This window comes from Pseudomonas sp. FSO-7, assembly GCF_059579345.1.
The window spans coordinates 5,351,918-5,377,907 of sequence record NZ_CM184193.1 but is presented as its reverse complement, the minus strand read 5'-3'; the positions used below and the strand labels follow the sequence as shown (position 1 = coordinate 5,377,907).

Sequence of the window (25,990 nt, the reverse complement as noted above, 5' to 3'; positions counted from 1 at the left end):
TCAGTCCCGCAATTCGGTCTGGCGTTCGACAGGGTCAATCAGCACGGCTTTCTGCTGGCGCACCAGCAGGTCGAGAATTTCATCCTGGCGCTCGCCGAGGATTCCCGAGAAGCTGATGCCGCTGGATTTGGTCGGCGCGAGCATGGACACGCGGTACAGCTCGACGCTCAGGGGCGAGTCGATGGACAACGGGCCGCTGCCATTGGCGGCCAGTTCGCCACCGACCACGATCAGCGAGACCTGGGCGTCGAACGGGTCGAGCTTGATGTCCCGGTCGGTGTCGGACAGGTCCTTGATGTGACCGTAGAGACCGGTCAGGCCGTTGGCCATGGACACGTTTTCGTAGAGGCGGATGTTCACGCTGTTACGAATCCGGATGCCGTGGCGGCGGTTGCTGATCACTTTGTTGCCCCACAGCAGGTTGTCACCACTCTCGTAAAGCGTGATGCCGTCGGTGTGGTTCTTGTAGATCTCGTTGTAGGCGATCAGGTTGTTTACGCTGTTACGGTCGATCACCAGGCCCGAGAGTTTGTTGTCGTAGCTGCGGTTGTTGAAAATGAAGCTGTCGTTGACCTCACGGGAAATAATGATCCCGTGCTTCTTCTTGGTCCCGTAGACGGTGTTGTCGGCAATGATCAGCCGATGGGAACGGTCGTGGGGGTCGATGCCGTAGACGATGTTGTCTTTGTAGGTATTGCTCTTGACCACGAAATCGTTGGTTTCGTAGCAGTAGAAGCCGTACCACATGTCCGAGAACTCGGAACCGATGATCCAACCGGTCGGTTCCGGGCGCTTGAGGACCTTGGCCATGTTCGGCGTGTACTGGGAAATACTCACCCCGTACGACTTACTGTTGGCGTAGCCGAAACTCGCCATCTTGGTATTGACGATGTAAGTCTCGGTGCCGCCCCAGGACAGCAGGAACGGACGGAATTCCTTGGGCGAACGGAACGTGGCGGGGCCGTTTTCCTTTTCGCGCCAGCCGGTGACCTTGGTGTCGCGGATGAACATCCGGCCATCGTTGACCAGGAATGAGCCGCCCTCCTGGGACAGGCGCAATTCCTGGGTCTGCTTGTCGATTTCCAGGATGCCCTTCTGGCCGACCACGATCGGAATCTTCGCCAGGTACACACCTGGCGAAGTTTCGATCACGTACTTGGGGGCCTTCTTGGCCAGGTCCTTGAGGTTCATGTAACCGTCGTCAAGGAAGACGGCCTGAGGGATGCCGCGCTGGCGCACCACCCACTCGGCCATCTTGTTGTCGCCGCCGATGAAGTCCTTCAAGGCATTTTCCTGCATCATCCGGCGCACGCTGACCTTGCCGGGCTTGCTGCGCACGATCTTGGCCGCGACGGCTTCGGCGGTATAGCCTTTGAGGTCGGGCAGGGTCGGCGCGGCCAGCTCCAGCGGTGCGGTCGGCGCGCTGCTGACGGTGTAGGTCCTGGCTTGTTGCAGTTCCTTGACCACGTTGCCCGGCTTGACCACCGGTTCAACGTTGGCGAACGCCGGCGAGCCGGCCAGCAGCATCGCTGCGACCAACAGGCTGATCGAACCTTTCATCGCCTGGCTGTTCCTGAGGTAGCGGTTCATATCGGGCACTCCCATGGCCATTCGCATCAGAAGCGCCAGATCACGTCGACAAAGGCGCGATGCATGTACGAATCGACCTCTTTGCCGTAGGCGTCGCCTGGCTTGAACACGCCGCCACGAAAGCGCACCAGCGCCGACGGCTCATCAATGGACTGACTCAGCGCGGCCGGCAGCAGACCTTGCTTGAAGTACTTGGTGACGACCAAGTCGACTTCCTGGCCCAGGTCCTTGTCGCCGTCATTGAGCGGCAGGGTAGAGGTGGACAGAATCGCGCCGGTCACGTCGTCGGTGTTGTTTTCCACGGCGTTGATGCCGTTGCTGCCCACCGGCTTGTTGCCGTCCACGCGCCAGAACTTGTGGTACACAAGGCTTGCGTCGTATTCGTCGCGCAACTGCCAGGAACCGAACAGGCTGGCGCTCTGGGTGTTGGCCATTTCGCCCCGGAACGCTTCGCCGAAACGGTGCACCCGCGAGCGGGTGCCCGTGAAGTTCGAGCGGTTGCTTTGCAGGCCGTTCTGTTGGTACTCATCGCTGGCGCGGGCATAGGCCGCACCGACTTGCCATTGCGGGTCCAGACGCAGGCGGATACCCAGGTCGGTGGCCCAGCCGTCGACGTCATCGCTGTGCTTGGCTTCTGTTGGGCGCGTGCCGTCGGCGTTGAGCGGGTTGACGGTGTCGCGCTCGCCGCTCATGCCGGTGATGCTGGCCCAGTAGTTGACGGTGTTGGTGTTGCGCCAGTTATAGGCATCACTGTTGGCTTCCAGGCCCAGCCAGGAGATGTCGCCGTTCTGGGTCTTGTCCAGGGTGTCGGTGGCTTCGCCCGGGGTCGGGTAATCGAGGCTGCCATTGTCATGGGAGTGGTGGGCGCGGATACCGGCCCACTGGCCTGGCATCCACTGGTAGCCCACGTCGCCATAGACGTGCAGGCGGTCCTTGTCCTTGGGGGACAGTTCCTTGAGGTCGGTGCGGTATTCGCTGAACCGTTCGGCCACGCCGAGGTTGGCCCGCAGCAAGGTGGTGTCGAAGGTCCAGTTCAGGGCTTCGATGTTGGTGTCGCGCCATTGGCCGTCGTCATTGCGCAGGCGCTGGCGACCGAACTTCAATTGCTCGCCCGGGTAGGGGGTCAGGCCGCGGTAGCCGATCCAGAACTCGCGCATGGCCAGGTAGCTTTTCTTGGCTTCGCGATCGCCGCTGTCGGTTTCTTGGGTGGCGCCGTCGGACTGTTGCAGGGTGTCGGTTTCGATGATGTCGCTGGACGTCACGGCCTGGGCCATGGCGTAGGCGCTCCAGGCGCCGCTTTCGCTTTCACCGTAGACCCACGGACGCAGGTCCAGGCCGACACCGTTCACGTCGCCACCGCTCTGGGTGCCGAGGTCACGGTCATCTTCGGACTGCCCGGTGATCTTCACTTCCAGGCCGAAATTCTTGCTATCGGTCAATGCCGCCAGGGTCGGGCAGGACCACAGCAGGGCAAACGACAGGCCAATACCAGCCTGCACAAAAGGGTTGAGCTTCAAAAGCTTCATAGAGATTCCTCGCCGTCATCTTCTTTTAGGGCTTGCAGTTCCAGCGTATCGGGGCTCATTGCGCCGCGAATGGCCTGCTCTTGTTGTAGCAGGCGTTGCGCTTGTGCAAGTTGTTCCGGCGGTAATTGTGCTTCGAGGGTTTGGGCAAGCTCGGTGGCTTGTGGGGTGTTCTGCACCTTGGCCAACTGGCTGAACACATAAGCGTTGACCGGGTTGGGCTTGGTGCCCCTGCCTTGGGAGAACAGCTGGGCAATGGCGAAGTCGGCGCTGTTCTGGCCGTTGCGGGCGGCCTTGAGCAGGTGGTCCAGGGCTTTTTGCGAGTACACCTGGCCCAGGTAACCGCGGCGATAGATCTGGCCGAGGTAGTAGTCGGCGGCCACTTCGCGGCCAACGGCTTTCTGGAAATGTGCCTCGGCGGCCTTGGCATCGGCCGGGACCCACTTGCCTTCGTAGTAAAGCTTGCCCAGCAACAGCTCGGCGCGCGGCTGGTCGGCGGCGCGGCCGTTTTCCAGGTATTGCATCATCTTGTCGACGTCACCCAGTTCCGGGAAGTCGTAGAGCAGTTGCGCCAGGCTGACCCAGGCAGCGGGGTAGCCGGGGGCGATGCCTTCAAGCAACGACTGGGCGGTCTTTTCGTCGGTCTTGCCCAGGCTGGCATCGGCCAGGACACGGGCGACGCTGTCCACGCGCTGGGCGGAGACGACGCCACGGGCGTGACCGTCCTGCATCTGCTTGAGCAGTTCGGCCTGCTGTTCCGGCTGGCCGCGTTTCTGATAGACCGTGGCCAGTTCGACGTAGCAGATGTCCGTGGTCGCCAGCGCGGCCTTGCAGACCTTCTCGACTTCATCCAGGTGCTGGTCGTAGGTGCCCTGGGTGCGGTAGAGCAGGATCTGCGCCAGGCCCGCTTCCGGGTAGCCGGCGCTGCGCCATTGGCTGATCTGCTGCTGGGCGTTGACGTTCGGGAAGCTGTGGGGATATTGCAGGTACAGCATCGCCAGCGGGATCAGGGTGTTGCCTTCGCCGTTGGCGAAGGCTTTCTTCAACAGGCCTTCGGCTTCGTGTTTTTCCGCTTCGGTGGAACCGGGCTTGGCCACCAGCAGGCGACCCAGGCGAGCCTGGGCCCGTGGCGAGATATCGGCCGCGGCGCGGTAAGTCGCCTCGGCTTTTTTCATCTGCTCCGGGTCGCGGCTGTCCACCTGGATGTCGGCCAGGCCCACCTGGGCCTCGCTGTAGCCCAGGTCGGCCAGTTGCTGGTAGTTCTGCTGCGCCAGCGCCGTGTCGCCGCGCTTGAGGGCTTCGTTGGCCAGGCGCTGGTCGGGCAGGCCGGCACAACCGGCCAGGCTGACGGCCAGTGCCAGGGCACACAGTGTTCCCATGTGGGAACGCGCTTGCGGCATATCATCCTGACCGCGTGGATCCTTTCGCGAGCAAGCTCGCTCCCACAGGGTCTGTGGGCTGTTCAGGATTTTTATAATGGTCACGGGCATATCCTCGACTTAAATACCGACGGCCATGGCTTTGTCGATCAGCCAGTTCAGGTTCGGGCCACGGTCGCTGGTGACTTCTACCGGACGGCCGGCTAGCGAGCTGTCCAGGGGTTCGTCAGGCTGGATCAGCACACGGATATCGGAGGACAGGTCGGCACTTTTCAGGCTGGTGCTGCTGACGATCTTGCCGGTACGGGTGGTGTCTTCGCCGGCGACCTGGAAGCTGACCGGCGTGCCTGGGCGCACGTCGCCGAACTGGCGATAGGAGAAGCGCGCTTCGACGTTGGCTTCGGTGCCCCGTGGGACCAGTTGGAAGATCACGTCACCCTTGCTGGCGTATTGGCCGTTGGCGACCAGTTGCTGGGACACGATGCAGTCGCATGGGGAGGTCAGGGTGCCGGTCATCTGCTTGCCGAACAGTTCCTCGACCTTGGCCGGCTGCAACTGGTTGTCGTCCAGGTGACCCTTGAGCACATCGAGCATGCTGGTGCTGAAGGTCGCCAGCGGGGCGCCCTTGGCGGCTACGCCGTCGGCTTTGACCAGGCTCTGCACGGTGCCGTCGCGCGGCATGGTGATGGCCATGCCCGGTACGTTTACCAGGCCTGCCTGGGCGTGGCTGACGAAGTACATGCCGTACACCGACTTGAAGATGAAACCGAACGCCGCCAGGCCAACGATGAAGATCCCGAGGCTGAAGGTCACGGCGCGCAGGCGACCGAAGGCACTCATGCCACCGTTTTCGTCTTTCTGCTTGCGAGCCTTGGTGAAGTTGTCGCGCTGCAGGGTCGCCAGCACGTCGCCGACACCGACGATGTCGCCGGCCAAGTGCGAGGTGATGATGTGACGCAGTGTCGAGATGTCCCGCGGCTCCAGGTTCTGGAACTGGCAACCGGTGCGGCCGGTCTGGCGGTCGTAGGAACGGATCTGCAATTCCACGTCCATGGCCAGGCCAAGGTTGTCGATCACGAACTGCAGGCGAGCCTTGTAGGTCTCGCCAACCTTGAGCGGCAGTTGGCCGGCGTTGAAGCACAACCCACCGGCGGACAGGTCCAGGACCTTGACTTCCATGGGCGTGCGGTCGGGACCGAAGAAGCGCAGCTTGGCCGGGATTTTGACCCGGGCATGTTGGCGCTGGGCTTCGGATTCATGCACTACGTTGACATTCACGGCGGTGTTCATAGGGGCGATTTCCTAGTTAATTCATTCAAGTCCGGTCAGACCATCGTCAGCAGCACGGCGACAAAAATGCTGCCGGCGGAGAAGGTCATGGTCCGAGACGACCAAGTGTTGAACCAACGTTGAAAGCTGGCGAGATCACGGGTCAGGTGGGTGGGCTGGCGAGTCCAGGACTGTTGGTCGAGGCGGAAGAACACGTAGATCTTCACCAGGGCACCGACGATCTGGTTGTAATAGAGGATCGCCGGGTAGGCAGGGCCGATCTTGTGTCCGGAGCACGACAGCAGCAGGGTCAGCAGGAACCGGGTGATGCCGATCCACAGCAGGTACACCAGGATGAACGCGGTGCCGTACTTGAAGCTGGCGATCAGTGCCACGGTCAGGCCCAGCAGCGAGGTCCACATCGACACCCGCTGGTCGAACAGCACCACCGAGGTGAACAGGCCCAGACGGCGCATGCCCAGGCCCAGTGCCCGGGAGTTCTGCCGCAGGTTGTTGCCGTACCAGCGGAACATCAGCTTGCGGCTGGCCTTGATGAAGCTCTTCTCGGGCGGATGCTCGACGGTGTTGATCGCCGCATCGGGCACGTAGAACGTGTCGTAGCCCAGGCGCATCAGGCTGAACCAGCTCGACTTGTCATCACCGGTCAGGAACTTGAAGCGGCCCAGGCGCCAGTGTTGCAGGGAGTCGCTTTCCACGTCGGCGATGAAGTCCGGGTTGGTGACCACGGTGGCGCGGAACACCGACATCCGCCCGGTCATGGTCAGCACGCGCTTGGACAAGGCCATGGAGCACATGTTGATGTGCCGCTGGGCGAAGCGCAGTTTGTGCCACTCGCTCATGATGTAGCCGCCGCGCACTTCGCAGAACTCGTTGGTGGTCAGGCCGCCGACGTTGCCGAACAGCTGGAACCACGGCACGGTCTTGCGCACGACGCCTTCGGCGAGCACGGTGTCGCCATCGATCACGGCGACCACGGCGCGGTCGTCCGGCAGGTGGCGGGAGATGGCGCGGAAGCCGTAGGCCAGGCCGTCACGCTTGCCGGTGCCAGGGATGCGCACGAAATCCAGCTTGACCCGCTCAGGCGGGTTCATGCGGGCCCAGAGGCTCTTGACCAGCAGCTCGTCGGACATTTCCACGATGGAGCAGACCACGGTGGTGGGCAGCCCGCAGTCGATGGCCTCGCGGATCACCGAGCCATACACCTGTGCAGTGGTCAGCGCGTCGATCCGGAAGCTGGTGACCATCAGGTACGCGTGGGACGGATCCGCCGCCTTGCCCAGCTTGCGGACCTTGCGGCGCAGGTGTGGGTAGACGATGTACAGGAAGATCATGCCGCGCACGAAATGCGTTGCTCCCATGGAGTAACGCCAGATGCCCACGGCGCCGATCAGGAAGATGAAATCCTTGGATTCGGAGTCGAACGTGGACGTGGGCAGCGCCATGGCGATGCCCATCAATAAACTCAAGTAAAACAGCCAACCGGCGGCCTGAAGCAGGCCGTGCTTTAGCCTGTGCATAATCTGCATCCGTCTCTATCTCGGGCGGGCCTTGTGGGCGGCCCGATGGGTTAAGGCAGGCGAAAGGCCGGCCGGGGCATGCCCCGGCCGGCAAACAGACTTACCAGCAGATGCCTTCGGTCCGGCCACTCGGGTTGGTGGCCTTGGACATGAAGCCGACCAGGTCGATGACCTGCTTGCCTTCCGGTACGTTTTCGGTCAGCGCGCGGAACTTCTCGTCGCGGTTGCCCAGGATGATGATGTCGGAGCTGTCGATCACCGAGTCGAAGTCGGCGTTGAGCAAGGACGAGACGTGAGGAATCTTCGACTCGATGTAATCCTTGTTCGCACCGTGGACGCGGGCGTATTCGACGTTGCTGTCATAGATCTTCAGGTCGAAACCCTTGCCGATCAGCATTTCCGCCAGTTCCACCAGCGGGCTTTCACGCAGGTCGTCGGTACCGGCCTTGAAGCTCAGGCCCAGCAGGGCGACTTTGCGCTTGTCGTGGCTGGAAACGATGTCGAAGGCGTTCTGCACCTGGGACTCGTTGCTGCGCATCAGCGAGTTGAGCAGCGGTGCTTGCACGTCCAGGGCGCCGGCGCGATAGGTCAGGGCGCGAACGTCCTTGGGCAGGCAGGAGCCGCCGAAGGCGAAGCCTGGGCGCATGTAGTACTGGGACAGGTTCAGGGTCTTGTCCTGGCAGACCACGTCCATCACTTCACGGCCATCGACGCCGACGGCCTTGGCGATGTTGCCGATCTCGTTGGCGAAGGTCACCTTGGTGGCGTGCCACACGTTGCAGGTGTACTTGATCATCTCGGCGACGGCGATGTCCTTGCGGATGATCGGCGCATCGAGCTCTTCGTACAGCGATTGCAGAACGTCGCCGGAAGCGGTGTCGAACTCACCGATAACGGTCATCGGCGGTTGGTCGTAGTCTTTGATCGCGGTGCTTTCGCGCAGGAACTCAGGGTTGACCGCGACACCGAAATCGACGCCGGCTTTCTTGCCAGAGCAGTCTTCCAGGATCGGGATGACAACGTTTGCCACGGTGCCCGGCAACACGGTGCTGCGAACCACGATGGTGTGGCGGGTGGTCTTGTCACGCAGGACAAAACCGATCTCGCGGCACACGGCTTCGATGTAGTTCAGTTCCAGGTCGCCGTTCTTTTTGCTCGGTGTACCGACACAAATCATCGACAAGTCAGTATCACGAATGGCTTCGGCGAAGTTGGTCGTGCCGCGCAGTCGGCCTGTTTGAATGCCTTGCGCCAACAGCTCACCAAGACCCGGTTCAACGATGGGCGATTTGCCGGCGTTGATCATGTCGATTTTGTCTTTGGCGACATCTACGCCAACTACATCATGGCCCCGTGCAGACAGGCAACCGGCACATACTGCACCGACGTAACCCAAACCAAATATGCTAATGCGCATCGCATTTACCTCTGTTTTCACGCCATTAAATGGCCGGAGTTAATAGTGTTCAGCGGTCATCGAGCACTCGGAAGTGTGGAATGCAGGCGCCACAGTGCCGTGTGCAGGCATACTAAGTTCCGAGTGTCTAAATAAGTGCACTCAAGTTGTGCGCAAAGCGGCCTAGTTGTTATGACCTGCCCTGTTATGCAGCCAGTCCCTGTTATCAAGAACGCTCGTGCAAAAAGTCTCTCACCTCTGATCCCTGGCAAAAGCCCACAAAATCAGAAGCTTGTGTGCTCGGGTGAGCACGTTATAGGGGCGCAGCCTTGGCCTTGTAGGGGATAGTAATGGTGCGTTATCTCCTGTCCTTTATAAGATGGATCCAAATAGGCGACCGTTTCACTAAATTGCCATGACAACTTGGTTACTTGGATCGACGGCCTATGTAAGTCTTCTCTTACACGCTCCGTGAGAATCGTTACGGGTGGTATGAGCCGTGCAATTTCACATAGTTCCGATCCGCTCATCGCGATTTTCGAAATTTTTCGAAATATTATCGAAGATGGCACTGCCCTCAATATGATGGCACTGGCCGTTTCATCCTTTATTAATGGGGAGTTAGGAGGGGGGGATAGTTTTGTGCCACTACCGATAAAAAATTTTGGTGCCACTACGCAAAAAACTGACGAGTGTCGAGTGAAAGAAAAGTTAGCAGGGAAGTGGGCCGATTTATTGGCGTCATGAAACTGGCGAAACAGGCGGGGAACTAAGATGACAGATCGGGGCTTGATCGAAGCCCCCGATCAGGGGCGATATAAGGTTATGCCTTATTCGGGGGCGTGATCGCGCAAGAACACCAGTTTGTCCTGGCTCGATTGTTGTGCGTTGAAGTGATAACCCTGAACATCGAATTGGCGGAGTGCCGCAGGGTCGTTGATGCGTTCTTCAATGACGAAACGACTCATCAGGCCCCGGGCTTTTTTGGCGTAGAAGCTGATGATCTTGTACTGGCCATTTTTCAAGTCGCGGAATTCGGTATCGATGACGCGCGCTTTCAGTGCGCTGCGCTTGACCGCCGAGAAGTATTCATTGGAAGCCAGGTTCAACAGGACGTCGTCGCCCTGGTCAGCCAGGGCTTCGTTCAGCCATTCGCTGATGCGTGTGCCCCAGAAGGCATACAGGTCCTTGCCGCGGGCATTGGCCAGCTTCGTGCCCATCTCCAGGCGATAGGGTTGCATCAGGTCCAGTGGGCGCAGCAGGCCATAGAGGCCGGAGAGCATGCGCAAGTGTTGCTGGGCATAGTCGAAATCGGCTTCGCCAAAGCTTTGCGCATCCAGGCCCGTGTATACGTCGCCCTTGAAGGCCAGTAGCGCCTGCTTGGCGTTGGCTGGGGTGAACGCTGGCGTCCAACTGCCGAATCGCGCGGCATTGAGGCCGCCGATCTTGTCGGAGACGTGCATCAGTTCGCTGATCTGTGCCGGCGAGAGTTCGCGCAGCTGTTCGATCAGCTCTTGGGAGTGATCCAGGTACTGCGGCTGGGTAAAGCGCGCGGTGGCCGGCGGTGTTTCGAAATCGAGGGTCTTGGCGGGGGAAATCACCATCAGCATGCAATCGTCTCCTTGAAGGTGCGGCGATTCTAGGGGGTTGTCCGGGTGGACTCCAGCTATTGGGGTGATAGGTGATCGGTGGTGATGCTTTTGTGGCGAGGGAGCTTGCTCCCGCTCGGTTGCGCAGCGACCGCAAAAATTCTGGGGCCGCTTCGCAGCCCAGCGGGAGCAAGCTCCCTCGCCACAAAGGCTAATTAGACCTGTTTGCCAGAAGGTGTCGCACCAGGATCGGCTATGATGCCGCGCGGGTTTCGTTATGGAGACATCCCTTTTGCGTATCGCCCTTCTGTTATCGGCCTGGTTGTTGAGCCTGGGCGCCAGTGCCGCGCCCAACGACGTCGCCACCCTGGACCGCAGCACCTGGCCGGAACAACTCACCAGCCCGACGCTGTTCGACGTGGCCTCGCGGGCCGAGATCCTGATGTTCGCCCGGGGCCTGCTGGACGTCGATGCCATGGACGAAATCGCGCTCAAACAGTACCTGGGGCTGCGCACGGTGAATATGGCCGCGATCGACGCCCTTCGCGCCCGGCTGTGGCAACGGTTGCTGACCAATTACAACTTTGCCCAGCGCAGTTGCGATCAGGATGCGTCCTTCTGTTACCTGGTCGAGGACATGGCGACCCTGCGCGAAGAGGCCCGCAGGTTCCATCTGGATGACAACTCCTACTACATCAAATGGGCGGCGCCGAGCCAGATCTTTCATACCCAATACCGCGATGAACTACTGCGTAAAGCCGCACTTTTTCCGCAAACCAGCAGTGAAATTGCTCGTTTTGGCGATTACGAACGCAACGGCGAAGACATGAACGACCGGCTGTTCCTGCTGACCTTCGACAGCGCCGCCAACGTCGTGCCGGACAACACCCCATGGCTGACCGAATACCTGCGCAAGGCGAACATGAACGGCACCTTCTTCGTGCTGGGCAAGGACATCCAGGCGCGGTTGGAAGAGCGCTCGGTCAACAGTCTCCAGATGTTGTATGCGGGACAGTGCGTGGGGGTGCAGGGCTGGGAGTTCCGTTCCCACAGCCATTGGCAGGACTGGCAAGACTCGGTCCGGCGCAGTGTCGAGCTGGTCAAGGGCAAGCTGCCCGAGAACTACGTGCCACTGTTCCGTCCGCCCCAAGGTCAGCGTCGTGGCGATGCCGAAGGGTTTTTCCGGCAGCAGGGCTTGCAGGTGGCGCTGTGGGATATCGACCCCCAGGACAGCGGCAATCGGCTCAAGCCTGAGCAAAGCGCCCAGCGTGTGCTGACCCTGATGCTGTTGTGGCGCCACGGGGTGATCAATTTCAACGCCAAGCAGGATGGGGTGAAAACGGCGATGCCCTGGCTCATGACGCAGACGGCGCAGAGCGGGATCGGTTGGGCGGACTGTCAGGAGGCGTTTCGCTGAAACCGGGAAAGGCCCGGAAACATTGGGGAAGGAGGAAAAACCGGGACACATTCATGACAACCGGACTTCCGACTTTAACGGCGCGGCGGCGGTACGCCAAGGGTTATTCGTCACTCTGAAAAATAAACTTCAAAAAAGCGTCAAAGTGCTTTTTCCTGTCATGGTTTTTGGAGTATCAAGAAGTCAGACCGCCGAAACCTGCAACACAGGTGGCGTCTTCCAAGACCCAGATTGTGTGCAGTTCACCTGAATCCTCGCGGGTGAATTCGGTGGCTACCTCGAGGCGCAGCACTGTCACGGTATTGCGTCGAATGGCCCCCACATAGGTGACCGAGTATGGATGACCACGGACGTAGCCTTTCCTCCAACCAGCCAATCCTCTATGTACTCGATACCAACGTATTGATCCACGATCCAAACGCGCTCCTGAACTTCGAAGAACACCACGTTGCCATCCCGATGACCGTGCTTGAGGAGCTGGACAAGCTCAAGAGCGGGCATCACAGCGTTGCGGCCGAATGCCGGCAGGCGATCCGTCTGATCGACAAGACCTTGGGTGATGCCTCCCCGGAAGACGTTGAACTCGGCGTGCCGATCCAGCGCGGCAAGAGTGGTCCCAAGGGCCTGCTTTCGATCCTGATGAGCAAGCGCACCGAACCCAACCTGGTGCTGCCTGAACACTTGAACGACAACATCATCATCAACCAGTTGATCGACCTGCACGCGCGCAACAAGGACCAGGCCGTGGTGCTGGTGACCAAAGACATCAACATGCGCCTCAAGGCCCGCGCCTGCGGGATCGCGGCGGAAGACTACAGCACCGACCAACTGGTCGATGACGTTTCGCTGTTGCCCAACGGCTACCACACCATGACCGGCTCCTTCTGGGACCGTGTGAGCAAGGTCGAGACCCGCCAGGACCATGGCCGCACCTGGCACCAGGTGCAACTGATCGACAACCTGCCGGCCGTGCACATCAACGAGTTCATCATCGATGAACAAGGCTTCGTCGGCTGGATCAAGGAAATCCATGTCGACAAACTGCTGATCCTCGACCTGCACCAGGAACCACTGTTGCACCAGGAGGCCTGGGGCCTCAAGCCTCGTGACATCTACCAGAGCCTGGCCCTGTTCGCCTTGCTCGACCCGGATATCCACCTGGTCAACCTGTCCGGCGCCGCCGGTTCCGGCAAGACCATCCTGGCCCTGGCCGCCGCCATCGAGCAGACCATGGTCAGCAAACGCTACCGGCGCATCATCGCCACCCGCAGCGTGCAGGGCCTGGACCAGGAGATCGGTTTCCTGCCCGGCACCGAGGCGGAGAAAATGGAACCGTGGCTGGGGGCGATCACCGACAACCTCGAAGCCTTGCACATGGATGACGAAAGCACCCATGGCAGCGTCGACTACATCCTGAGCAAAGTGCCGTTGCAGTTCAAATCCCTCAACTACATTCGCGGGCGCAGCTTCCAGCAGAGCCTGATCCTGATCGACGAATGCCAGAACCTGACCCCGCACCAGATGAAAACCATCATCACCCGTGCCGGCGCCGGTTCCAAAGTGGTGTGCCTGGGTAACCTGGCGCAGATCGATACCCCTTACCTGTCCGCGACCAGCTCCGGGCTGACCTACCTGACCGAACGCTTCAAGGACTTCCCCAACGGGGTCCACATCACCCTGCAGGGCGTACCGCGCTCAATCCTGGCCGAATACGCCGAATCTCACCTGTAACCGACCATCACAACCGGGCGACCTCAAGGTCGCCCGGTTTTTATGGCTGTACAAAAAAACTGTGGGAGCGAGCTTGCTCGCGATAGCGGTGCATCAGATAAAAATAGCTGCCTGACCCACCGCCATCGCGAGCAAGCTCGCTCCCACAGGGGTTTTGCAGTGACTTCCGAATCCAGGGCGCAAGTGGGTGTGACAATCAACCCTGCCGGAATCTGACCCACAGGTTTACAATCGACATTCCCGATCAGGAGTAACCCTGTGCTGACTCATCTCGATTCCCAAGGTCGCGCCAATATGGTCGACGTGACCGACAAGGCCGTGACGTTCCGTGAAGCCACGGCCGAGGCCTTTGTGCGCATGCTGCCCGATACGCTGCAGATGATCGTCAGCGGCGGTCACCCCAAGGGCGATGTGTTTGCCGTTGCGCGCATTGCTGGCATCCAGGCTGCGAAGAAAACCAGCGACCTGATTCCGCTCTGTCACCCGCTGCTGCTCACCGGCGTCAAGGTCGAGCTCAACGCCGAGGGCGAGGACCGGGTGCGCATCGTCGCCCGCTGCAAACTGTCGGGGCAGACCGGCGTGGAAATGGAGGCCCTCACCGCCGCCAGCGTCGCCGCGCTGACCATCTACGACATGTGCAAGGCCGTGGATCGCGGCATGACCATCGAAGGCGTGCGAGTGCTGGAGAAGCTCGGCGGCAAGAGCGGCCATTTCCAGGCGGATGCGTCATGAAGATTACCGTGAAGTTCTTTGCCCGTTACCGTGAAGCGCTTGGCGTGGATTCGGTAAAGGTGGAAGGCGATTTCGCCACGGTCGACGATGTGCGTGTACTGCTTGCCCAGCGTGACGGTGCCGACGTGCTGAAGGAGCAGAACCTGATGTGCGCGCGCAACGAAGACCTGTGCCAGCTCGATGAGCCGTTGGCGGACGGTGACGAAGTCGCGTTCTTCCCCACTGTGACCGGAGGCTGAATCATGGCGATTCGTGTGCAGGTCGAACCGTTCGACGCAGGGGTCGAAGTCAACGCGATGCACGCGGCCAATGTCGGCGTGGGGGCGGTGGTGAGCTTTGTCGGCTACGTGCGTGATTTCAATGACGGCCTCGATGTGTCCGGGATGTTCCTGGAGCATTACCCGGGCATGACCGAAAAAGCCCTGGGCAAGATCGCCACCGAGGCCGAGCGGCGCTGGCCGCTGCTCAAGCTGGAGGTGCTGCACCGTATCGGCGCCCTGGAACCGGGCGAGCCGATTGTCTTCGTCGCGGCCGCCAGTGCCCATCGCCAGGCGGCGTTCGATGCCTGCGCCTTTGTCATGGACTACCTCAAGACCCGTGCGCCGTTCTGGAAGAAGGAAAACACCGTCGACGGCCCGCGCTGGGTTGAAGGGCGGGACAGTGATCATGCGGCGGCGGATCGCTGGAAGCAGTAGGCAGCCTGGCAGTCATTTGGAGGCTGTGAGTCCGCCTTCGCGAGCAAGCCCGCTCCCACAGGGAATCTGTGTCGTACACAATATTTGTGCTCAACGCAGGGCCTCTGTGGGAGCGGGCTTGCTCGCGAAGGGGCTATCAGCCTTCCATCATTTTCCCTCTTTCCCCAATTGACGATATGTACATTAAAGTCCGGTATGGATTTATAAGTACAAAATAATCGAGTCCACCTTTCTCTGCCAAACCAACAACAACCCGCGAGAGATCGATCATGAACAAACTCCCCCTCATCACCGGCCTGGCCTTGAGCCTGTTGGCCTCCAGCAGTCTGTTCGCCGCTGAGAAAACCCTGCGCATCGGCATCGAAGCGGCTTATCCGCCGTTTGCTTCCAAGACTTCGGAAGGGAAAATCGAAGGGTTCGACTATGACATCGGCAATGCCCTGTGCGCGCAGATGCAGGTCAAGTGCGAATGGATCGAGAGTGAGTTCGACGGGCTGATCCCATCGCTCAAGGTGAAGAAGATCGACCTGGCGCTGTCGTCCATGACCATCACCGAAGAGCGCAAGAAGTCGGTGGATTTCACCCACAAGTATTACTTCACCTCATCGCGCCTGATCATGAAGGAAGGGGCGGTGGTCGATGACCAGTACGCCAGCCTCAAGGGCAAGACCGTGGGCGTGCAGCGGGCCACCACCACTGACCGCTACGCCACTGAAGTGCTCGAACCCAAGGGTGTGACCGTCAAGCGCTACAGCAACAACGAAGAAATCTACATGGACCTGGCGTCCGGTCGCCTCGACGCGATTTTCGCCGACACCATCCCACTGGAAGACTTCCTGTCGATGCCCCGTGGCAAGGGCTACGCGTTTGTCGGCCCCGAGCTCAAGGACCCGAAATACGTCGGTGAGGGCGCCGGTATCGCGGTGCGCAAAGGCAATACCCAACTGGTGGCGGACTTGAACAAGGCCATCGATGGGATTCGGGCCAATGGGGAGTACCAGAAGATCCAGGCCAAGTATTTCAAGTCAGACATCTACGGCGACTGATTGACCGTCTTCGCGAGCAAGCTCGCTCCCACAGGGGATCCGTGCTCACTGAGATCCCTGTGGGAGCGAGCTTGCTCGCGATGAGGCCAGGCCTGGGGCCATACAAAACTTCAGCCCTTCAATTCCTTCAAATGCTTGTACACCGTCGCCCGCCCCATGTTCAGCACATTCGCCACATAGTTGGACGCACTCTTGCCCTTGAACGCGCCTTCGGCATGCAGCGCCAGCACCAGTTCGCGTTTGTGATCGCGGGTCAACAGGTTCAGGCTCAGCTGACGCTCGCGCATCCAGGCGTGCAGGAAGGTGTTGATCCGCTCCTGCCAGTCATCGCGAAACAGTGAGTCCGGCTGGGGGATCAATTTGCCCGGCGACAGGAACAGATCCAGCGCGGCCTTGGCATTCTCGAACAGCGAAATATTCAGGTTGATGCACAGCACCGCCAGCGGATGACCGTGGGCGTCGCGCAGGACGCTGCTGAGGCTGCGAATCTTCTGTCCGTCCCAGTTCAGTTTTTCGTAAGGCCCGATGTTACGTTCGCTGACGTCCTCACTGAGCATGTCTTCCAGGGACGAGTCATCGCCAATCTCGCGCTTGGACAGGTTATTGGCAATGTAGTCGACTTTCTGGCTGCGCAGGTCGTGCAGCACCACTTCGGCGTGGGGGTAGAACAGCGTGGCGATGGCGTCGGCGATGGTGCGGAAGTTTTCCAGCGTCGGGTCGGATGGCGAAGCGGTCATGACAGGGCTCCAGGCAGCGTCAGCGCCCCGTGAAACAGGGGCGCGGGGAGTGTGCCGCAATCGTGGCGATGCGTCACCTCAGTTGGCTCACCCCAGGCGCTCGGGTGACAGCATGGCGCTGCTCAGGCCGAAACGGGCCAGGGCCTCGGGCAGCGGTTCGCCACGTACCAGCGCCGCGCTGGCCTGGCCCATGGCCGGTGACGTCTGGATGCCGTAGCCGCCCTGGGCCGCGACCCAGAACAGTCCGGGCACCTGTGGGTCGAAACCGGACAGCAGGTCCCCGTCGTGGACGAAACTGCGCAACCCGGCCCAGGTGCGGGTCGGGCGGCGGATGGTCAGGGTGGTGGCTTCTTCGATCTGGTAGATGCCCATGGCGATGTCCAGTTCTTCCGGCTGCACGTCGTGGGGTTCCACCGGGTCGGCGTTGGCCGGCGAGCCGAGGAACATGCCGGCGTCGGGCTTCATGTAGAAGGATTCGTCCAGGCTCACCAGCATCGGCCAGTCATGAATATCCACGCCCTCGGGGCCGGCGAAGATGAACGCCGCCCGCCGCTTGGGTTGCAGGCCCAGTTTCCGGGCGCCGGCCATTTCGGCAATGTGATCGGCCCAGGCACCGGCCGCATTGATCAGGACCGGCGCAGTGAACGCCTGGTTGGCGGTTTTCACCTGCCACACCCCCTGATCATCGCGGCTCAATTGCTGTACTTCGCTGTCGGTGTGCACGACGCCGCCATTGCGACGAATACCGCGCAGGTAGCCTTGATGCAGGGCGTCGGTGTCGATATCGCAGGCCGTCGGGTCGTAGATCGCCCCGTGGACCTTGTCCCGCCGCAGGATCGGCAGCCGCACACAGGCTTCATCGGCGCTGAGCAGTTGCATCTGCGGCACCGTGGCCTTGGCGCTCAGGTACTGGTTGTTCAATTCGGCTGGGTCGCCGGTGAAATCCACGGTCATTTCGCCCCGTGGGCTCAGCAGCGGGTGCTCGCAGAAGCCGGCCGGCGGGGTGTCGAAAAAATCCCGGCTGGCCTGGGTCAGCGCCCGCACCTGCGGGGTGCCGTAGGCGGCGGTGTACAGCGCCGCCGAGCGTCCGGTGGAGTGGTAGGCCGGATGGGACTCGCGTTCGAGCACGATGACCCGGCCGTGGGGCGCCAGCCAGTAACCGGTGGAGGCACCGGCAATGCCGCCGCCGATGATGATGAAATCTGCTGAGGTCATGAGGCTCTCCTGTCGAGCACAGTGCCGGGAGTCTGGAGAAAATCCTGTGGGAGCGAGCTTGCTCGCGATGGCGGCCTGACAGTCGATAGTGGGGGTGACGGACCCTCCGCATCGCGAGCAAGCTCGCTCCCACAGGGGAATTGGTTGTGTCAGTTGTGGTGGTGCAACCGGTACAGCGCATTCGCCAGCGCAACATCCTCCAGCCCCAGGCCGATGGAGCGGAAGAACACGTGGCGTTGGTAATCGGGACGCGCGACGTGTTCGCTGAGCAATTCAGGCAAGTCGCCGACGATGCGCGAGGCCTCCCAGCCGTGCTGTTCGCCGGCGATCAGCATTTCACCGGCCGAGCCCGGGGTGGTCTGACGATAGTCGCAGAACACGTCCATGTCGTTGAGGCGCTGGGGCGGTATTTCATGGGCGCGTGGGGCATTGGTACTGATGGAGGTGATCAGCGCCGGTTTGCCCAGGGTCTGCGGGTCGAGCACGGCGTTGGCGGACGAGGTACAGAGCATCACCACATCGGCGTCGTGCAGCGCGGCTTCGAGGGTGTCGGCTATTTGCAGGCGCGGATCCAGGTCAGTGAGCGCGGCACGTTCCTGCGCCGACTTGGTCTTCAGGCCTGGCGAGTAGAGGCGGATGCCTTGCCAGTCCCGCAAGTCCTTGACGTAGTGCACGTGCGCCTGGGCCACCGCGCCGCTGCCGATGACCGCCAGGCGCCTGGCGTTATACGGGGCGAGAGCATCGACGGCGACGGCGGTGGTCGCGGCGGTACGGGCGGTGGTCAGCTCGGCGGCATCGCACAGCAGCAGCGGCTGGCCGGTCTGCATCGACATCAGCAAGGTCCAGGCGGTGACCAGTGGGCCTTGCTCGCGCACGATGTAGGGCGAGGTCTTGACCCCGTACACCTGGTCTTCAGCCAGCACGCCCAAGTAGTTGATGAAATCCCCGGCGCCTTGGGGAAACACCACCAGTTGTTGGGGCGGCTGCACCGCTTGCCCGGCCGCGAGATCACGAAACAGCTGGCGCAGGATGTGCGGCACGTCGATTTGCCCGAGCAGTTCGCGGGCCTGGGCTTGGGTCATCACATAGGGCGTGGTGGGCATGGAGGCTCCGGGGTATTTTATAAACTAATTTGTCCATTATGGACTTTTAGTTTAATCGGGCAATATCCCAGGGCAAAAAAAGCGCAGCCTGTCCTGGCTGCGCTGATCGTTCCCACGCTCTGCGTGGGGATGCCTCAATGGACGCTCTGCGTCGATCTCGATGCTAAGGGCGCTTGCGCTCGACCGGTCGCAACAGATGGGTCGGCGGCATTTCACAACTGATCTTGCGACCCAGCAACGCCTCGATCGACGGCAGCTGGTAGGAGTCATCTTCACCGGCGAAGCTGATCGAAACCCCGGCGGCCCCGGCACGACCGGTCCGGCCAATCCGGTGCACGTAGTCGTCCGGTACTTCCGGCAGGGTGAAGTTGATCACGTGGCTGATGCCGTCGATGTGGATGCCACGACCGGCCACGTCGGTGGCCACCAGCACGCGGATCTTGCCCTCGCGGAAACCTTCGAGGGTCTTGATGCGCTTGTGCTGGGGCACGTCGCCCGAGAGCTGGGCCGCGTTGACGCCATCGCGCACCAGGCGTTCTTCGATACGCCGCACTTCGTCCTTGCGGTTGGCGAACACCATCACCCGTTCCCAACCGTTGTCGTTGACCAGGTTGTAGAGCAGCTTGTACTTGTCGGCACCGGCCACCGCATAGATATGCTGCTCGACGTTTTCGCTGGCAACGTTCTCGGCTTCGATCTCGACGATGGCCGGGTCGGTGGTCCACTGCTTCGCCAGGTTCATCACGTCCTCGGTGAAGGTGGCGGAGAACAGCAGGGTCTGGCGTTCGCTTTTCGGTGGGGTCTGGCGAATGATCTGGCGCACTTGCGGGATGAAGCCCATGTCGAGCATGCGGTCGGCTTCGTCCAGCACCATCACTTCGACCATGTCCAGGTGCACGTCGCCGCGCTGGTTGAAGTCCAGCAGGCGGCCCGGCGTGGCGACCAGGATGTCGCAATGGCGGGCTTCGAGGTGCTTGAGCTGCTTGTCGAAATCCATGCCGCCGACGAACGTCATGACGTTCAAGCCGGTGTACTTGGTCAGGTCGGCGGCGTCCTTGGCGATCTGCACCACCAGCTCGCGGGTCGGCGCGATGATCAGCGCCCGCGGTTCGCCCATGTAGCGTTCCTTGGGCGGCGGGGTCTGGAGCAATTGGGTGATGATGGAGATCAGGAACGCGGCGGTCTTGCCGGTGCCGGTCTGGGCGCGACCGATGGCGTCTTTGCCGGCGAGCGTATAGCCCAGCACTTGCGCCTGGATCGGCGTGCAATACGGGAAACCCAGGTCCTGGATGGCATGCATCAGTTCCGGGGCGAGCTTGAAGTCGTGGAAGCGCGTCTTGCCTTCCTGGGGTTCTACGGCGAAGTCCTCGAGTTTCCAAGCGACGACCGGCGGTTTCGGTGCGCGTTCGCGGCGCGGCCGGGGGGCTTCGTTGCGGGGTTTCTCGGGCTCGGGGGGCGTAACAGGCTGGGCGGCGGGTTCTTGTTTCGCCTGTGCAACGGGGGCCGCCCGGCGCGGTTGTTGCGCATCGGTACGGCTCGGGCCGTGGGTCGGCGCAGTGGCGCCAGGCGCGAGTTGCTCGGCCTCGCTTTTACCGAACATCTTCTTGAGTGCTTTGAGCACGGTCATCTCATCGATTGGTTTAGGAATGTACGCCGGCCAGTGTAATGCAAGAAACGGGCGCGGCGTAGTGGGATCGTCAACGGACCGGCGTGGCGATTGGCCGCTTAGCGCAACCGTTCGGCCAGCCAGGTGCCGATGTCGCGAATCTCCTCGGGTAACACTTCGTGGCCCATTGGGTATTCCTGCCATGTCACGGTGACACCATGCTGCTTTAAATACTCTTTTGCGGTCCGCCCCATCGGGTTGAGTACCACTTCGTCGTATTGCCCGTGCAGCGCCAGGACCGGAATGCGTTGCTGGCTGGCCGATAATTGCAGCTCATCGCTGAATGTCGGTGCATAAGTAGACAGCGCGATCACGCCGCCCAGTGGCCCCTGCCATTTCACGAAGGCGGTGTGATAGACCACCGCGCCGCCTTGGGAGAAACCGGCGAGGAAAATCCGCGAAGCGTCTATTCCGCTGCCTCGCTGGCTTTCGACCAGCTCGATGACCCGTTGCGCCGAAGCTTCGAGTTGCTGTTCGTCGATGGCCCGTGCCGGGCTCAAGGCGCGGATGTCGTACCAACTGGGCATCTCATAGCCGCCATTGATCGTTACTGGCTGGGTCGGTGCCTGGGGTAGAACGAAACGTGTGGTGTGCAGGCTTTGCTGCAACATTTCGGCGACCGGCATGAAATCATAACGATCGGCGCCCAGGCCGTGGAGCCAGATAACGCACGCGTCAACAGTGCCGCTGGGCTCGAGAATCAAGGGGTCGGTCATGGTTGTGCTCCAAATCTGTGCGGGTGCGCCCAATCAGTGCGTGATTACAGTGCGTCCCCGGTGCCTCAGTTAATTAGATGTCGCAAAGTTGAAAGTTTTTGTCTTGACGTGTTTTACATGGCCTAAGCGCAGCGGTCTGGTACGGGCTTTGCTATGGGGTAGCTGAGTGATGATTCTTACGCAGCGCGGTAACACTATCAGTTAGACGCGCCGCATGGGATATCAGAAATCCGGTGATGAATGTTCGCCAGCAGCCGCTACGGGCTTCGCGAACGTGAAGGGCTACAGCCCGTTCGGCCGTTTGGTGAGAGATGGGCATGACCACTGTTTACGGACATCCTCATTATTAGACTCATAGCGAAAGTCCAGACGTCGGTTGACCCTAAAAAAAGCCAACGAGGGTCGGCAATGCCCCATAAGGGTGCGACAGGGCTCGAGCTCCGACACAACAAGAGCAAAACTGGAGGTTTGAATGAAGTTACTGAAATCCACCCTGGCAGTCGTGACTGCAGCAGCAGTACTCGGTGTCAGCGGGTTCGCTCAGGCGGGTGCAACCCTGGATGCCGTACAGAAGAAAGGTTTTGTGCAGTGTGGTGTGAGTGATGGCCTGCCGGGTTTCTCGGTGCCGGATGCCACCGGCAAGATTCAGGGTATCGACGCTGACTTCTGTCGCGCCGTGGCCGCTGCCGTGCTCGGCGATGCGAACAAGGTCAAATTCAGCCAATTGAATGCCAAGGAGCGTTTCACCGCGCTGCAATCCGGCGAAATTGACATCCTGTCACGCAACACCACCATGACCAGCTCCCGTGATGCTGGCATGGGCTTGTTTTTCCCTGGCTTCATCACTTACTACGATGGCATCGGTTTCCTGGTAAACAACAAGCTGGGCGTCAAGAGTGCCAAGGAACTGGACGGTGCCACCATCTGCATCCAGGCCGGTACCACCACCGAGCTGAACGTTTCCGACTACTTCCGCGGCAACGGCCTGAAATACACCCCGATCACCTTCGACACCTCCGATGAAAGCGCCAAGTCGCTGGAATCCGGCCGTTGCGACGTGCTGACCTCCGACAAGTCCCAGCTGTTCGCCCAGCGCAGCAAGCTGGCTTCGCCGAAGGACTACGTGGTTCTGCCAGAAACCATTTCCAAGGAGCCACTGGGTCCGGTCGTGCGTAATGGCGACGAAGAGTGGGCGAAAATAGTGCGCTGGACTGGCAATGCCATGCTCAACGCTGAAGAGGCCGGCATCACTTCGAAAAACGTCGAAGCCGAAGCCAAGTCCACCAAGAACCCGGACGTCGCGCGTATGCTCGGCGCTGACGGTGAATACGGCAAGGATCTGAAGCTGCCTAAAGACTGGGTCGTACAGATCGTCAAGCAAGTCGGCAACTACGGTGAAGTGTTCGAGCGTAACCTCGGCAAGGGCACTCCGCTGGAAATCGATCGCGGCCTGAACGCTCTGTGGAACGCTGGCGGCATTCAATACGCACCACCAGTGCGCTGATGGTTCTATCACCCGGTGGGCCAACCACCGGGTGATGTTCTGTTCCATTCCTTGCGGGGCACTTCATGCAAAATTCAATCGGCGCACCTAAGCAGAGGCTCAGCCTCAGCGATCCACGAGTGCGTGCGTGGGTATTTCAGATCGTCACCATCGTGGCGGTTATCTCGTTGGGCTGGTTTCTGTTCGATAACACGCAGACCAACCTCGAGCACCGGGGCATCACTTCCGGTTTCAGCTTCCTGGAGCGCAGTGCCGGTTTTGGCATCGCTCAAACCCTGATCGACTACACCGAAGCGGACAGCTATGCCCGCGTCTTTGTCATCGGGTTGCTCAACACACTGCTGGTGACGTTCATCGGCGTGATCCTGGCAACGATCCTCGGTTTCATCGTCGGCGTGGCCCGACTGTCGAAAAACTGGATCATCGCCAAAGTAGCGACGGTGTATGTGGAGGTTTTCCGCAACATCCCGCCGCTGCTACAGATCCTGTTCTGGTATTTCGCGGTGTTCCTGACCATGCCGGGGCCGCGCAACAGCCATAACTTCGGCGACACCTTCTTTGTCAGCAGCCGCGGCCTCAACATGCCGGCGGCGCTGGTGGCGGAAGGGTTCTGGCCGTTCGTGGCCAGTGTCGTGCTGGCGATCGTCGCCATCGTGCTGATGACCCGCTGGGCCAACAAGCGTTTCGAAGCGACCGGCGAGCCGTTCCATAAGTTCTGGGTCGGCCTGGCGCTATTCCTGGTAATCCCGGCGTTGTGCACGCTGATCTTCGGTGCTCCCGTGCATTGGGAAATGCCGGAACTCAAGGGTTTCAACTTCGTCGGTGGCTGGGTATTGATTCCGGAGTTGCTGGCCTTGACCCTGGCGCTGACGGTGTATACCGCGGCGTTCATCGCCGAGATCGTGCGCTCGGGCATCAAGTCGGTCAGCCATGGCCAGACCGAGGCGGCTCACTCGCTGGGTCTGCGTAACGGTCCGACCCTGCGCAAGGTGATCATCCCGCAAGCCCTGCGCGTGATCATTCCGCCGTTGACCAGCCAATACCTGAACCTGGCGAAGAACTCCTCCCTGGCAGCCGGTATCGGTTACCCGGAAATGGTTTCGCTGTTTGCCGGCACGGTGTTGAACCAGACCGGCCAGGCCATCGAGGTGATCGCGATCACCATGAGCGTGTACCTGGCGATCAGTATCAGCATTTCCTTGCTGATGAACTGGTACAACAAGCGCATTGCGCTGATCGAGCGGTGAGGAAAAGCGCATGACATCCCATACTTTCAAACCTGATATGCCGCCGCCGAGCAAAGTGTTCGGGCCGATGGCATGGATGCGCGCGAACATGTTCTCCAGCTGGCTCAATACGCTGCTGACGCTGTTCGCGTTCTACCTGATTTACCTCGTGGTCCCGCCGATCCTCAGTTGGGCGATCCTCGATGCCAACTGGGTCGGCACCACCCAGGCCGACTGCACCAAGGAAGGCGCCTGCTGGGTGTTCATCCAGCAGCGTTTCGGCCAGTTCATGTACGGCTATTACCCGACGGATCTGCGCTGGCGCGTAGATCTGACCGTGTGGCTGGCCGTGCTCGGTGTCGCACCGCTGTTCATCTCGCGCTTCCCGCGCAAGGCGATCTACGGCCTGAGCTTCCTGGTGCTGTACCCGATCATTGCCTGGTGCCTGTTGCACGGTGGGGTGTTCGGTCTGGCCACGGTGGCAACCAGCCAATGGGGCGGCCTGATGCTGACCCTGGTGATCGCCACTGTCGGTATCGCTGGCGCGCTGCCGCTGGGTATCGTCCTGGCCCTGGGCCGGCGCTCGAACATGCCGGCGATCCGCGTGGTCTGCGTGACCTTCATCGAGTTCTGGCGCGGTGTGCCGTTGATCACGGTGCTGTTCATGTCGTCGGTGATGCTGCCGCTGTTCCTGCCCGAAGGCATGAACTTCGACAAGCTGCTGCGAGCACTGATCGGGGTGATCCTGTTCCAGTCGGCCTACGTGGCCGAAGTGGTGCGTGGCGGCCTGCAAGCCATTCCCAAGGGCCAGTACGAAGCGGCCGCGGCGATGGGCCTGGGGTACTGGCGTAGCATGGGCCTGGTGATTCTGCCGCAAGCCTTGAAGATGGTCATCCCGGGTATCGTCAACACCTTCATCGCGTTGTTCAAGGACACAAGCCTGGTGATCATCATCGGCCTGTTCGACCTGCTCAACAGCGTGAAACAAGCTGCCGCCGACCCGAAATGGCTGGGCATGGCCACTGAAGGCTATGTGTTCGCCGCCCTGGTGTTCTGGATTTTCTGTTTTGGTATGTCCCGCTATTCCATGCATTTGGAACGCAAGCTGGACACTGGCCACAAGCGTTAGGAGCGTAGTTTATGAGTGAAGCGATCAAACAGCCTGTGAGCCCTGAAGGCATTATTCAGATGCAGGGCGTCAACAAGTGGTACGGCCAGTTCCACGTGTTGAAAGACATCAACCTGAACGTCAAGCAGGGCGAGCGTATCGTGCTGTGCGGCCCTTCGGGCTCCGGCAAGTCCACCACCATCCGCTGCCTCAACCGCCTGGAAGAGCATCAGCAGGGTCGCATCGTGGTCGACGGCGTGGAACTGACCAACGACCTCAAGCAGATCGAAGCGATCCGCCGTGAAGTCGGCATGGTGTTCCAGCATTTCAACCTGTTCCCGCACCTGACCATCCTGCAGAACTGCACCCTGGCGCCGATGTGGGTACGCAAGATGCCCAAGCGCAAGGCCGAGGAAATCGCCATGCATTACCTGGAGCGCGTACGCATTCCAGAGCAGGCGCACAAGTACCCGGGCCAGCTCTCCGGCGGTCAGCAACAGCGTGTGGCCATCGCCCGTGCTTTGTGCATGAAGCCGAAAATCATGCTGTTCGACGAGCCGACCTCGGCCCTCGACCCGGAAATGGTGAAAGAGGTGCTGGACACCATGATCGGCCTGGCCGAAGACGGCATGACCATGCTCTGCGTGACCCACGAAATGGGCTTCGCACGCACGGTGGCCAACCGCGTGATCTTCATGGACAAGGGTGAAATCGTCGAACAGGCCGCGCCGAACGACTTCTTCGACAACCCGCAGAACGACCGCACCAAGCTGTTCCTGAGCCAGATCCTGCATTGATCCGACTTTAGGC

Annotated in this window: 24 protein-coding genes; 11 read left to right on the top strand and 13 right to left on the bottom strand. The window is 60.7% G+C overall.

What is annotated here, in order from left to right:
* From algG to AC515T_RS23435, 6 genes are all read right to left on the bottom strand, one after another.
* Nucleotides 1-1,590: a mannuronan 5-epimerase AlgG gene (gene algG, locus AC515T_RS23460; protein WP_496530211.1), complete on the bottom strand. Its 1,590-nt coding sequence runs from the start codon at nt 1,588-1,590 to the stop codon at nt 1-3.
* A 26-nt stretch (nt 1,591-1,616) separates the two neighbouring features.
* The gene (locus AC515T_RS23455) at nt 1,617-3,107 is read right to left on the bottom strand and encodes an alginate export family protein (RefSeq protein ID WP_496533184.1); all 1,491 of its coding nucleotides are present in this window, start codon (nt 3,105-3,107) and stop codon (nt 1,617-1,619) included.
* Between the two features lie 5 nt (nt 3,108-3,112).
* Nucleotides 3,113-4,597: an alginate biosynthesis TPR repeat lipoprotein AlgK gene (algK, locus tag AC515T_RS23450; protein ID WP_496530210.1), complete on the bottom strand. Its 1,485-nt coding sequence runs from the start codon at nt 4,595-4,597 to the stop codon at nt 3,113-3,115.
* Between the two features lie 15 nt (nt 4,598-4,612).
* A complete protein-coding gene (locus tag AC515T_RS23445) occupies nt 4,613-5,782 on the bottom strand; it encodes an alginate biosynthesis protein Alg44 (protein ID WP_122566537.1) in 1,170 nt (389 codons plus the stop codon).
* Between the two features lie 35 nt (nt 5,783-5,817).
* Nucleotides 5,818-7,299: a mannuronan synthase gene (alg8, locus tag AC515T_RS23440; protein ID WP_496530209.1), complete on the bottom strand. Its 1,482-nt coding sequence runs from the start codon at nt 7,297-7,299 to the stop codon at nt 5,818-5,820.
* A 100-nt stretch (nt 7,300-7,399) separates the two neighbouring features.
* The gene (locus AC515T_RS23435) at nt 7,400-8,716 is read right to left on the bottom strand and encodes a nucleotide sugar dehydrogenase (protein WP_305491054.1); all 1,317 of its coding nucleotides are present in this window, start codon (nt 8,714-8,716) and stop codon (nt 7,400-7,402) included.
* 471 nt (nt 8,717-9,187) lie between these two features.
* Here AC515T_RS23435 and AC515T_RS23430 point away from each other — a divergent pair, with 471 nt between their 5' ends.
* On the top strand, nt 9,188-9,442 hold the full coding sequence (locus AC515T_RS23430; RefSeq protein WP_496530208.1) for a hypothetical protein: 255 nt from the start codon (nt 9,188-9,190) through the stop codon (nt 9,440-9,442).
* 83 nt (nt 9,443-9,525) lie between these two features.
* Here AC515T_RS23430 and yaaA read toward each other — a convergent pair whose 3' ends face one another.
* Complete coding sequence (gene yaaA, locus AC515T_RS23425; RefSeq protein ID WP_496530207.1) at nt 9,526-10,305, bottom strand: peroxide stress protein YaaA; 780 nt, start codon at nt 10,303-10,305, stop codon at nt 9,526-9,528.
* A gap of 271 nt (nt 10,306-10,576) precedes the next feature.
* On the opposite strand from yaaA, the gene AC515T_RS23420 reads away from it, so the two are divergent.
* The 5 genes from AC515T_RS23420 (at nt 10,577) to moaE (ending at nt 14,859) form a co-directional block, all read left to right on the top strand.
* Nucleotides 10,577-11,701 (top strand): polysaccharide deacetylase family protein, encoded by a 1,125-nt coding sequence (locus AC515T_RS23420; protein WP_496530206.1) that lies wholly within the window; start codon nt 10,577-10,579, stop codon nt 11,699-11,701.
* Nucleotides 11,702-12,037: 336 nt separating this feature from the next.
* Nucleotides 12,038-13,432 carry a PhoH family protein gene (locus AC515T_RS23415; RefSeq protein ID WP_122566532.1) on the top strand — a complete coding sequence of 465 codons (1,395 nt, stop codon included), beginning with the start codon at nt 12,038-12,040 and terminating at the stop codon, nt 13,430-13,432.
* Nucleotides 13,433-13,690: 258 nt separating this feature from the next.
* Nucleotides 13,691-14,164, top strand: coding sequence for a cyclic pyranopterin monophosphate synthase MoaC (moaC, locus tag AC515T_RS23410; RefSeq protein ID WP_058542774.1), 474 nt, complete (start codon nt 13,691-13,693; stop codon nt 14,162-14,164).
* Nucleotides 14,161-14,403 (top strand): MoaD family protein, encoded by a 243-nt coding sequence (locus AC515T_RS23405; protein WP_496530205.1) that lies wholly within the window; start codon nt 14,161-14,163, stop codon nt 14,401-14,403. Before moaC ends, AC515T_RS23405 begins: the two co-directional genes overlap by 4 nt.
* A 3-nt stretch (nt 14,404-14,406) precedes the next feature.
* Complete coding sequence (moaE, locus tag AC515T_RS23400; protein ID WP_496530204.1) at nt 14,407-14,859, top strand: molybdopterin synthase catalytic subunit MoaE; 453 nt, start codon at nt 14,407-14,409, stop codon at nt 14,857-14,859.
* A 136-nt stretch (nt 14,860-14,995) separates the two neighbouring features.
* Here the strand turns inward: moaE and AC515T_RS23395 are convergent, their stop codons facing one another.
* Nucleotides 14,996-15,130 (bottom strand): hypothetical protein, encoded by a 135-nt coding sequence (locus AC515T_RS23395; RefSeq protein ID WP_496530203.1) that lies wholly within the window; start codon nt 15,128-15,130, stop codon nt 14,996-14,998.
* Between AC515T_RS23395 and AC515T_RS23390 the strand changes: the two genes are divergently transcribed.
* Nucleotides 15,129-15,905: an ABC transporter substrate-binding protein gene (locus AC515T_RS23390; protein ID WP_496530202.1), complete on the top strand. Its 777-nt coding sequence runs from the start codon at nt 15,129-15,131 to the stop codon at nt 15,903-15,905. The genes AC515T_RS23395 and AC515T_RS23390 overlap by 2 nt on opposite strands.
* A gap of 110 nt (nt 15,906-16,015) precedes the next feature.
* Here AC515T_RS23390 and AC515T_RS23385 read toward each other — a convergent pair whose 3' ends face one another.
* The 5 genes from AC515T_RS23385 to AC515T_RS23365 all read right to left on the bottom strand — a co-directional run bounded on the left by AC515T_RS23385 (nt 16,016) and on the right by AC515T_RS23365 (nt 21,342).
* Nucleotides 16,016-16,642 (bottom strand): helix-turn-helix transcriptional regulator, encoded by a 627-nt coding sequence (locus AC515T_RS23385; protein WP_496530201.1) that lies wholly within the window; start codon nt 16,640-16,642, stop codon nt 16,016-16,018.
* A gap of 87 nt (nt 16,643-16,729) precedes the next feature.
* Nucleotides 16,730-17,857 carry an NAD(P)/FAD-dependent oxidoreductase gene (locus AC515T_RS23380; RefSeq protein WP_496530200.1) on the bottom strand — a complete coding sequence of 376 codons (1,128 nt, stop codon included), beginning with the start codon at nt 17,855-17,857 and terminating at the stop codon, nt 16,730-16,732.
* A gap of 149 nt (nt 17,858-18,006) precedes the next feature.
* Complete coding sequence (locus AC515T_RS23375; RefSeq protein ID WP_496530199.1) at nt 18,007-18,960, bottom strand: ornithine cyclodeaminase family protein; 954 nt, start codon at nt 18,958-18,960, stop codon at nt 18,007-18,009.
* 163 nt (nt 18,961-19,123) lie between these two features.
* Nucleotides 19,124-20,587: an ATP-dependent RNA helicase RhlB gene (gene rhlB, locus AC515T_RS23370; RefSeq protein ID WP_496530198.1), complete on the bottom strand. Its 1,464-nt coding sequence runs from the start codon at nt 20,585-20,587 to the stop codon at nt 19,124-19,126.
* A gap of 98 nt (nt 20,588-20,685) precedes the next feature.
* A complete protein-coding gene (locus AC515T_RS23365; RefSeq protein WP_496530197.1) occupies nt 20,686-21,342 on the bottom strand; it encodes an alpha/beta hydrolase in 657 nt (218 codons plus the stop codon).
* Nucleotides 21,343-21,814: 472 nt separating this feature from the next.
* Here AC515T_RS23365 and AC515T_RS23360 point away from each other — a divergent pair, with 472 nt between their 5' ends.
* The 4 genes from AC515T_RS23360 to AC515T_RS23345 all read left to right on the top strand — a co-directional run bounded on the left by AC515T_RS23360 (nt 21,815) and on the right by AC515T_RS23345 (nt 25,977).
* Nucleotides 21,815-22,846 (top strand): amino acid ABC transporter substrate-binding protein, encoded by a 1,032-nt coding sequence (locus AC515T_RS23360; RefSeq protein ID WP_496530196.1) that lies wholly within the window; start codon nt 21,815-21,817, stop codon nt 22,844-22,846.
* Nucleotides 22,847-22,911: 65 nt separating this feature from the next.
* Nucleotides 22,912-24,093, top strand: coding sequence for an amino acid ABC transporter permease (locus AC515T_RS23355; RefSeq protein ID WP_122567181.1), 1,182 nt, complete (start codon nt 22,912-22,914; stop codon nt 24,091-24,093).
* 10 nt (nt 24,094-24,103) lie between these two features.
* Nucleotides 24,104-25,201: an amino acid ABC transporter permease gene (locus AC515T_RS23350; protein WP_122567180.1), complete on the top strand. Its 1,098-nt coding sequence runs from the start codon at nt 24,104-24,106 to the stop codon at nt 25,199-25,201.
* Between the two features lie 11 nt (nt 25,202-25,212).
* Nucleotides 25,213-25,977 (top strand): amino acid ABC transporter ATP-binding protein, encoded by a 765-nt coding sequence (locus tag AC515T_RS23345; RefSeq protein ID WP_003178331.1) that lies wholly within the window; start codon nt 25,213-25,215, stop codon nt 25,975-25,977.
* Nucleotides 25,978-25,990 lie beyond the last annotated feature (13 nt).

Bases quoted from the DNA above. Each gene is read 5' to 3' on its own strand.
- AC515T_RS23365 (WP_496530197.1), bottom strand. From the start codon at position 21,342: ATGACCGACCCCTTGATTCTCGAGCCCAGCGGCACTGTTGACGCGTGC.
- AC515T_RS23360 (WP_496530196.1), top strand. From the start codon at position 21,815: ATGAAGTTACTGAAATCCACCCTGGCAGTCGTGACTGCAGCAGCAGTA.
- algG (WP_496530211.1), bottom strand. From the start codon at position 1,590: ATGAACCGCTACCTCAGGAACAGCCAGGCGATGAAAGGTTCGATCAGC.
- alg8 (WP_496530209.1), bottom strand. From the start codon at position 7,299: ATGCACAGGCTAAAGCACGGCCTGCTTCAGGCCGCCGGTTGGCTGTTT.
- AC515T_RS23445 (WP_122566537.1), bottom strand. From the start codon at position 5,782: ATGAACACCGCCGTGAATGTCAACGTAGTGCATGAATCCGAAGCCCAG.
- AC515T_RS23415 (WP_122566532.1), top strand. From the start codon at position 12,038: ATGGATGACCACGGACGTAGCCTTTCCTCCAACCAGCCAATCCTCTAT.
- AC515T_RS23380 (WP_496530200.1), bottom strand. From the start codon at position 17,857: ATGACCTCAGCAGATTTCATCATCATCGGCGGCGGCATTGCCGGTGCC.
- yaaA (WP_496530207.1), bottom strand. From the start codon at position 10,305: ATGCTGATGGTGATTTCCCCCGCCAAGACCCTCGATTTCGAAACACCG.
- moaE (WP_496530204.1), top strand. From the start codon at position 14,407: ATGGCGATTCGTGTGCAGGTCGAACCGTTCGACGCAGGGGTCGAAGTC.
- AC515T_RS23390 (WP_496530202.1), top strand. From the start codon at position 15,129: ATGAACAAACTCCCCCTCATCACCGGCCTGGCCTTGAGCCTGTTGGCC.
- AC515T_RS23375 (WP_496530199.1), bottom strand. From the start codon at position 18,960: ATGCCCACCACGCCCTATGTGATGACCCAAGCCCAGGCCCGCGAACTG.
- rhlB (WP_496530198.1), bottom strand. From the start codon at position 20,587: ATGACCGTGCTCAAAGCACTCAAGAAGATGTTCGGTAAAAGCGAGGCC.
- AC515T_RS23405 (WP_496530205.1), top strand. From the start codon at position 14,161: ATGAAGATTACCGTGAAGTTCTTTGCCCGTTACCGTGAAGCGCTTGGC.
- AC515T_RS23385 (WP_496530201.1), bottom strand. From the start codon at position 16,642: ATGACCGCTTCGCCATCCGACCCGACGCTGGAAAACTTCCGCACCATC.
- AC515T_RS23350 (WP_122567180.1), top strand. From the start codon at position 24,104: ATGACATCCCATACTTTCAAACCTGATATGCCGCCGCCGAGCAAAGTG.
- AC515T_RS23430 (WP_496530208.1), top strand. From the start codon at position 9,188: ATGAGCCGTGCAATTTCACATAGTTCCGATCCGCTCATCGCGATTTTC.
- AC515T_RS23355 (WP_122567181.1), top strand. From the start codon at position 22,912: ATGCAAAATTCAATCGGCGCACCTAAGCAGAGGCTCAGCCTCAGCGAT.
- AC515T_RS23345 (WP_003178331.1), top strand. From the start codon at position 25,213: ATGAGTGAAGCGATCAAACAGCCTGTGAGCCCTGAAGGCATTATTCAG.
- AC515T_RS23435 (WP_305491054.1), bottom strand. From the start codon at position 8,716: ATGCGCATTAGCATATTTGGTTTGGGTTACGTCGGTGCAGTATGTGCC.
- AC515T_RS23395 (WP_496530203.1), bottom strand. From the start codon at position 15,130: ATGATCGATCTCTCGCGGGTTGTTGTTGGTTTGGCAGAGAAAGGTGGA.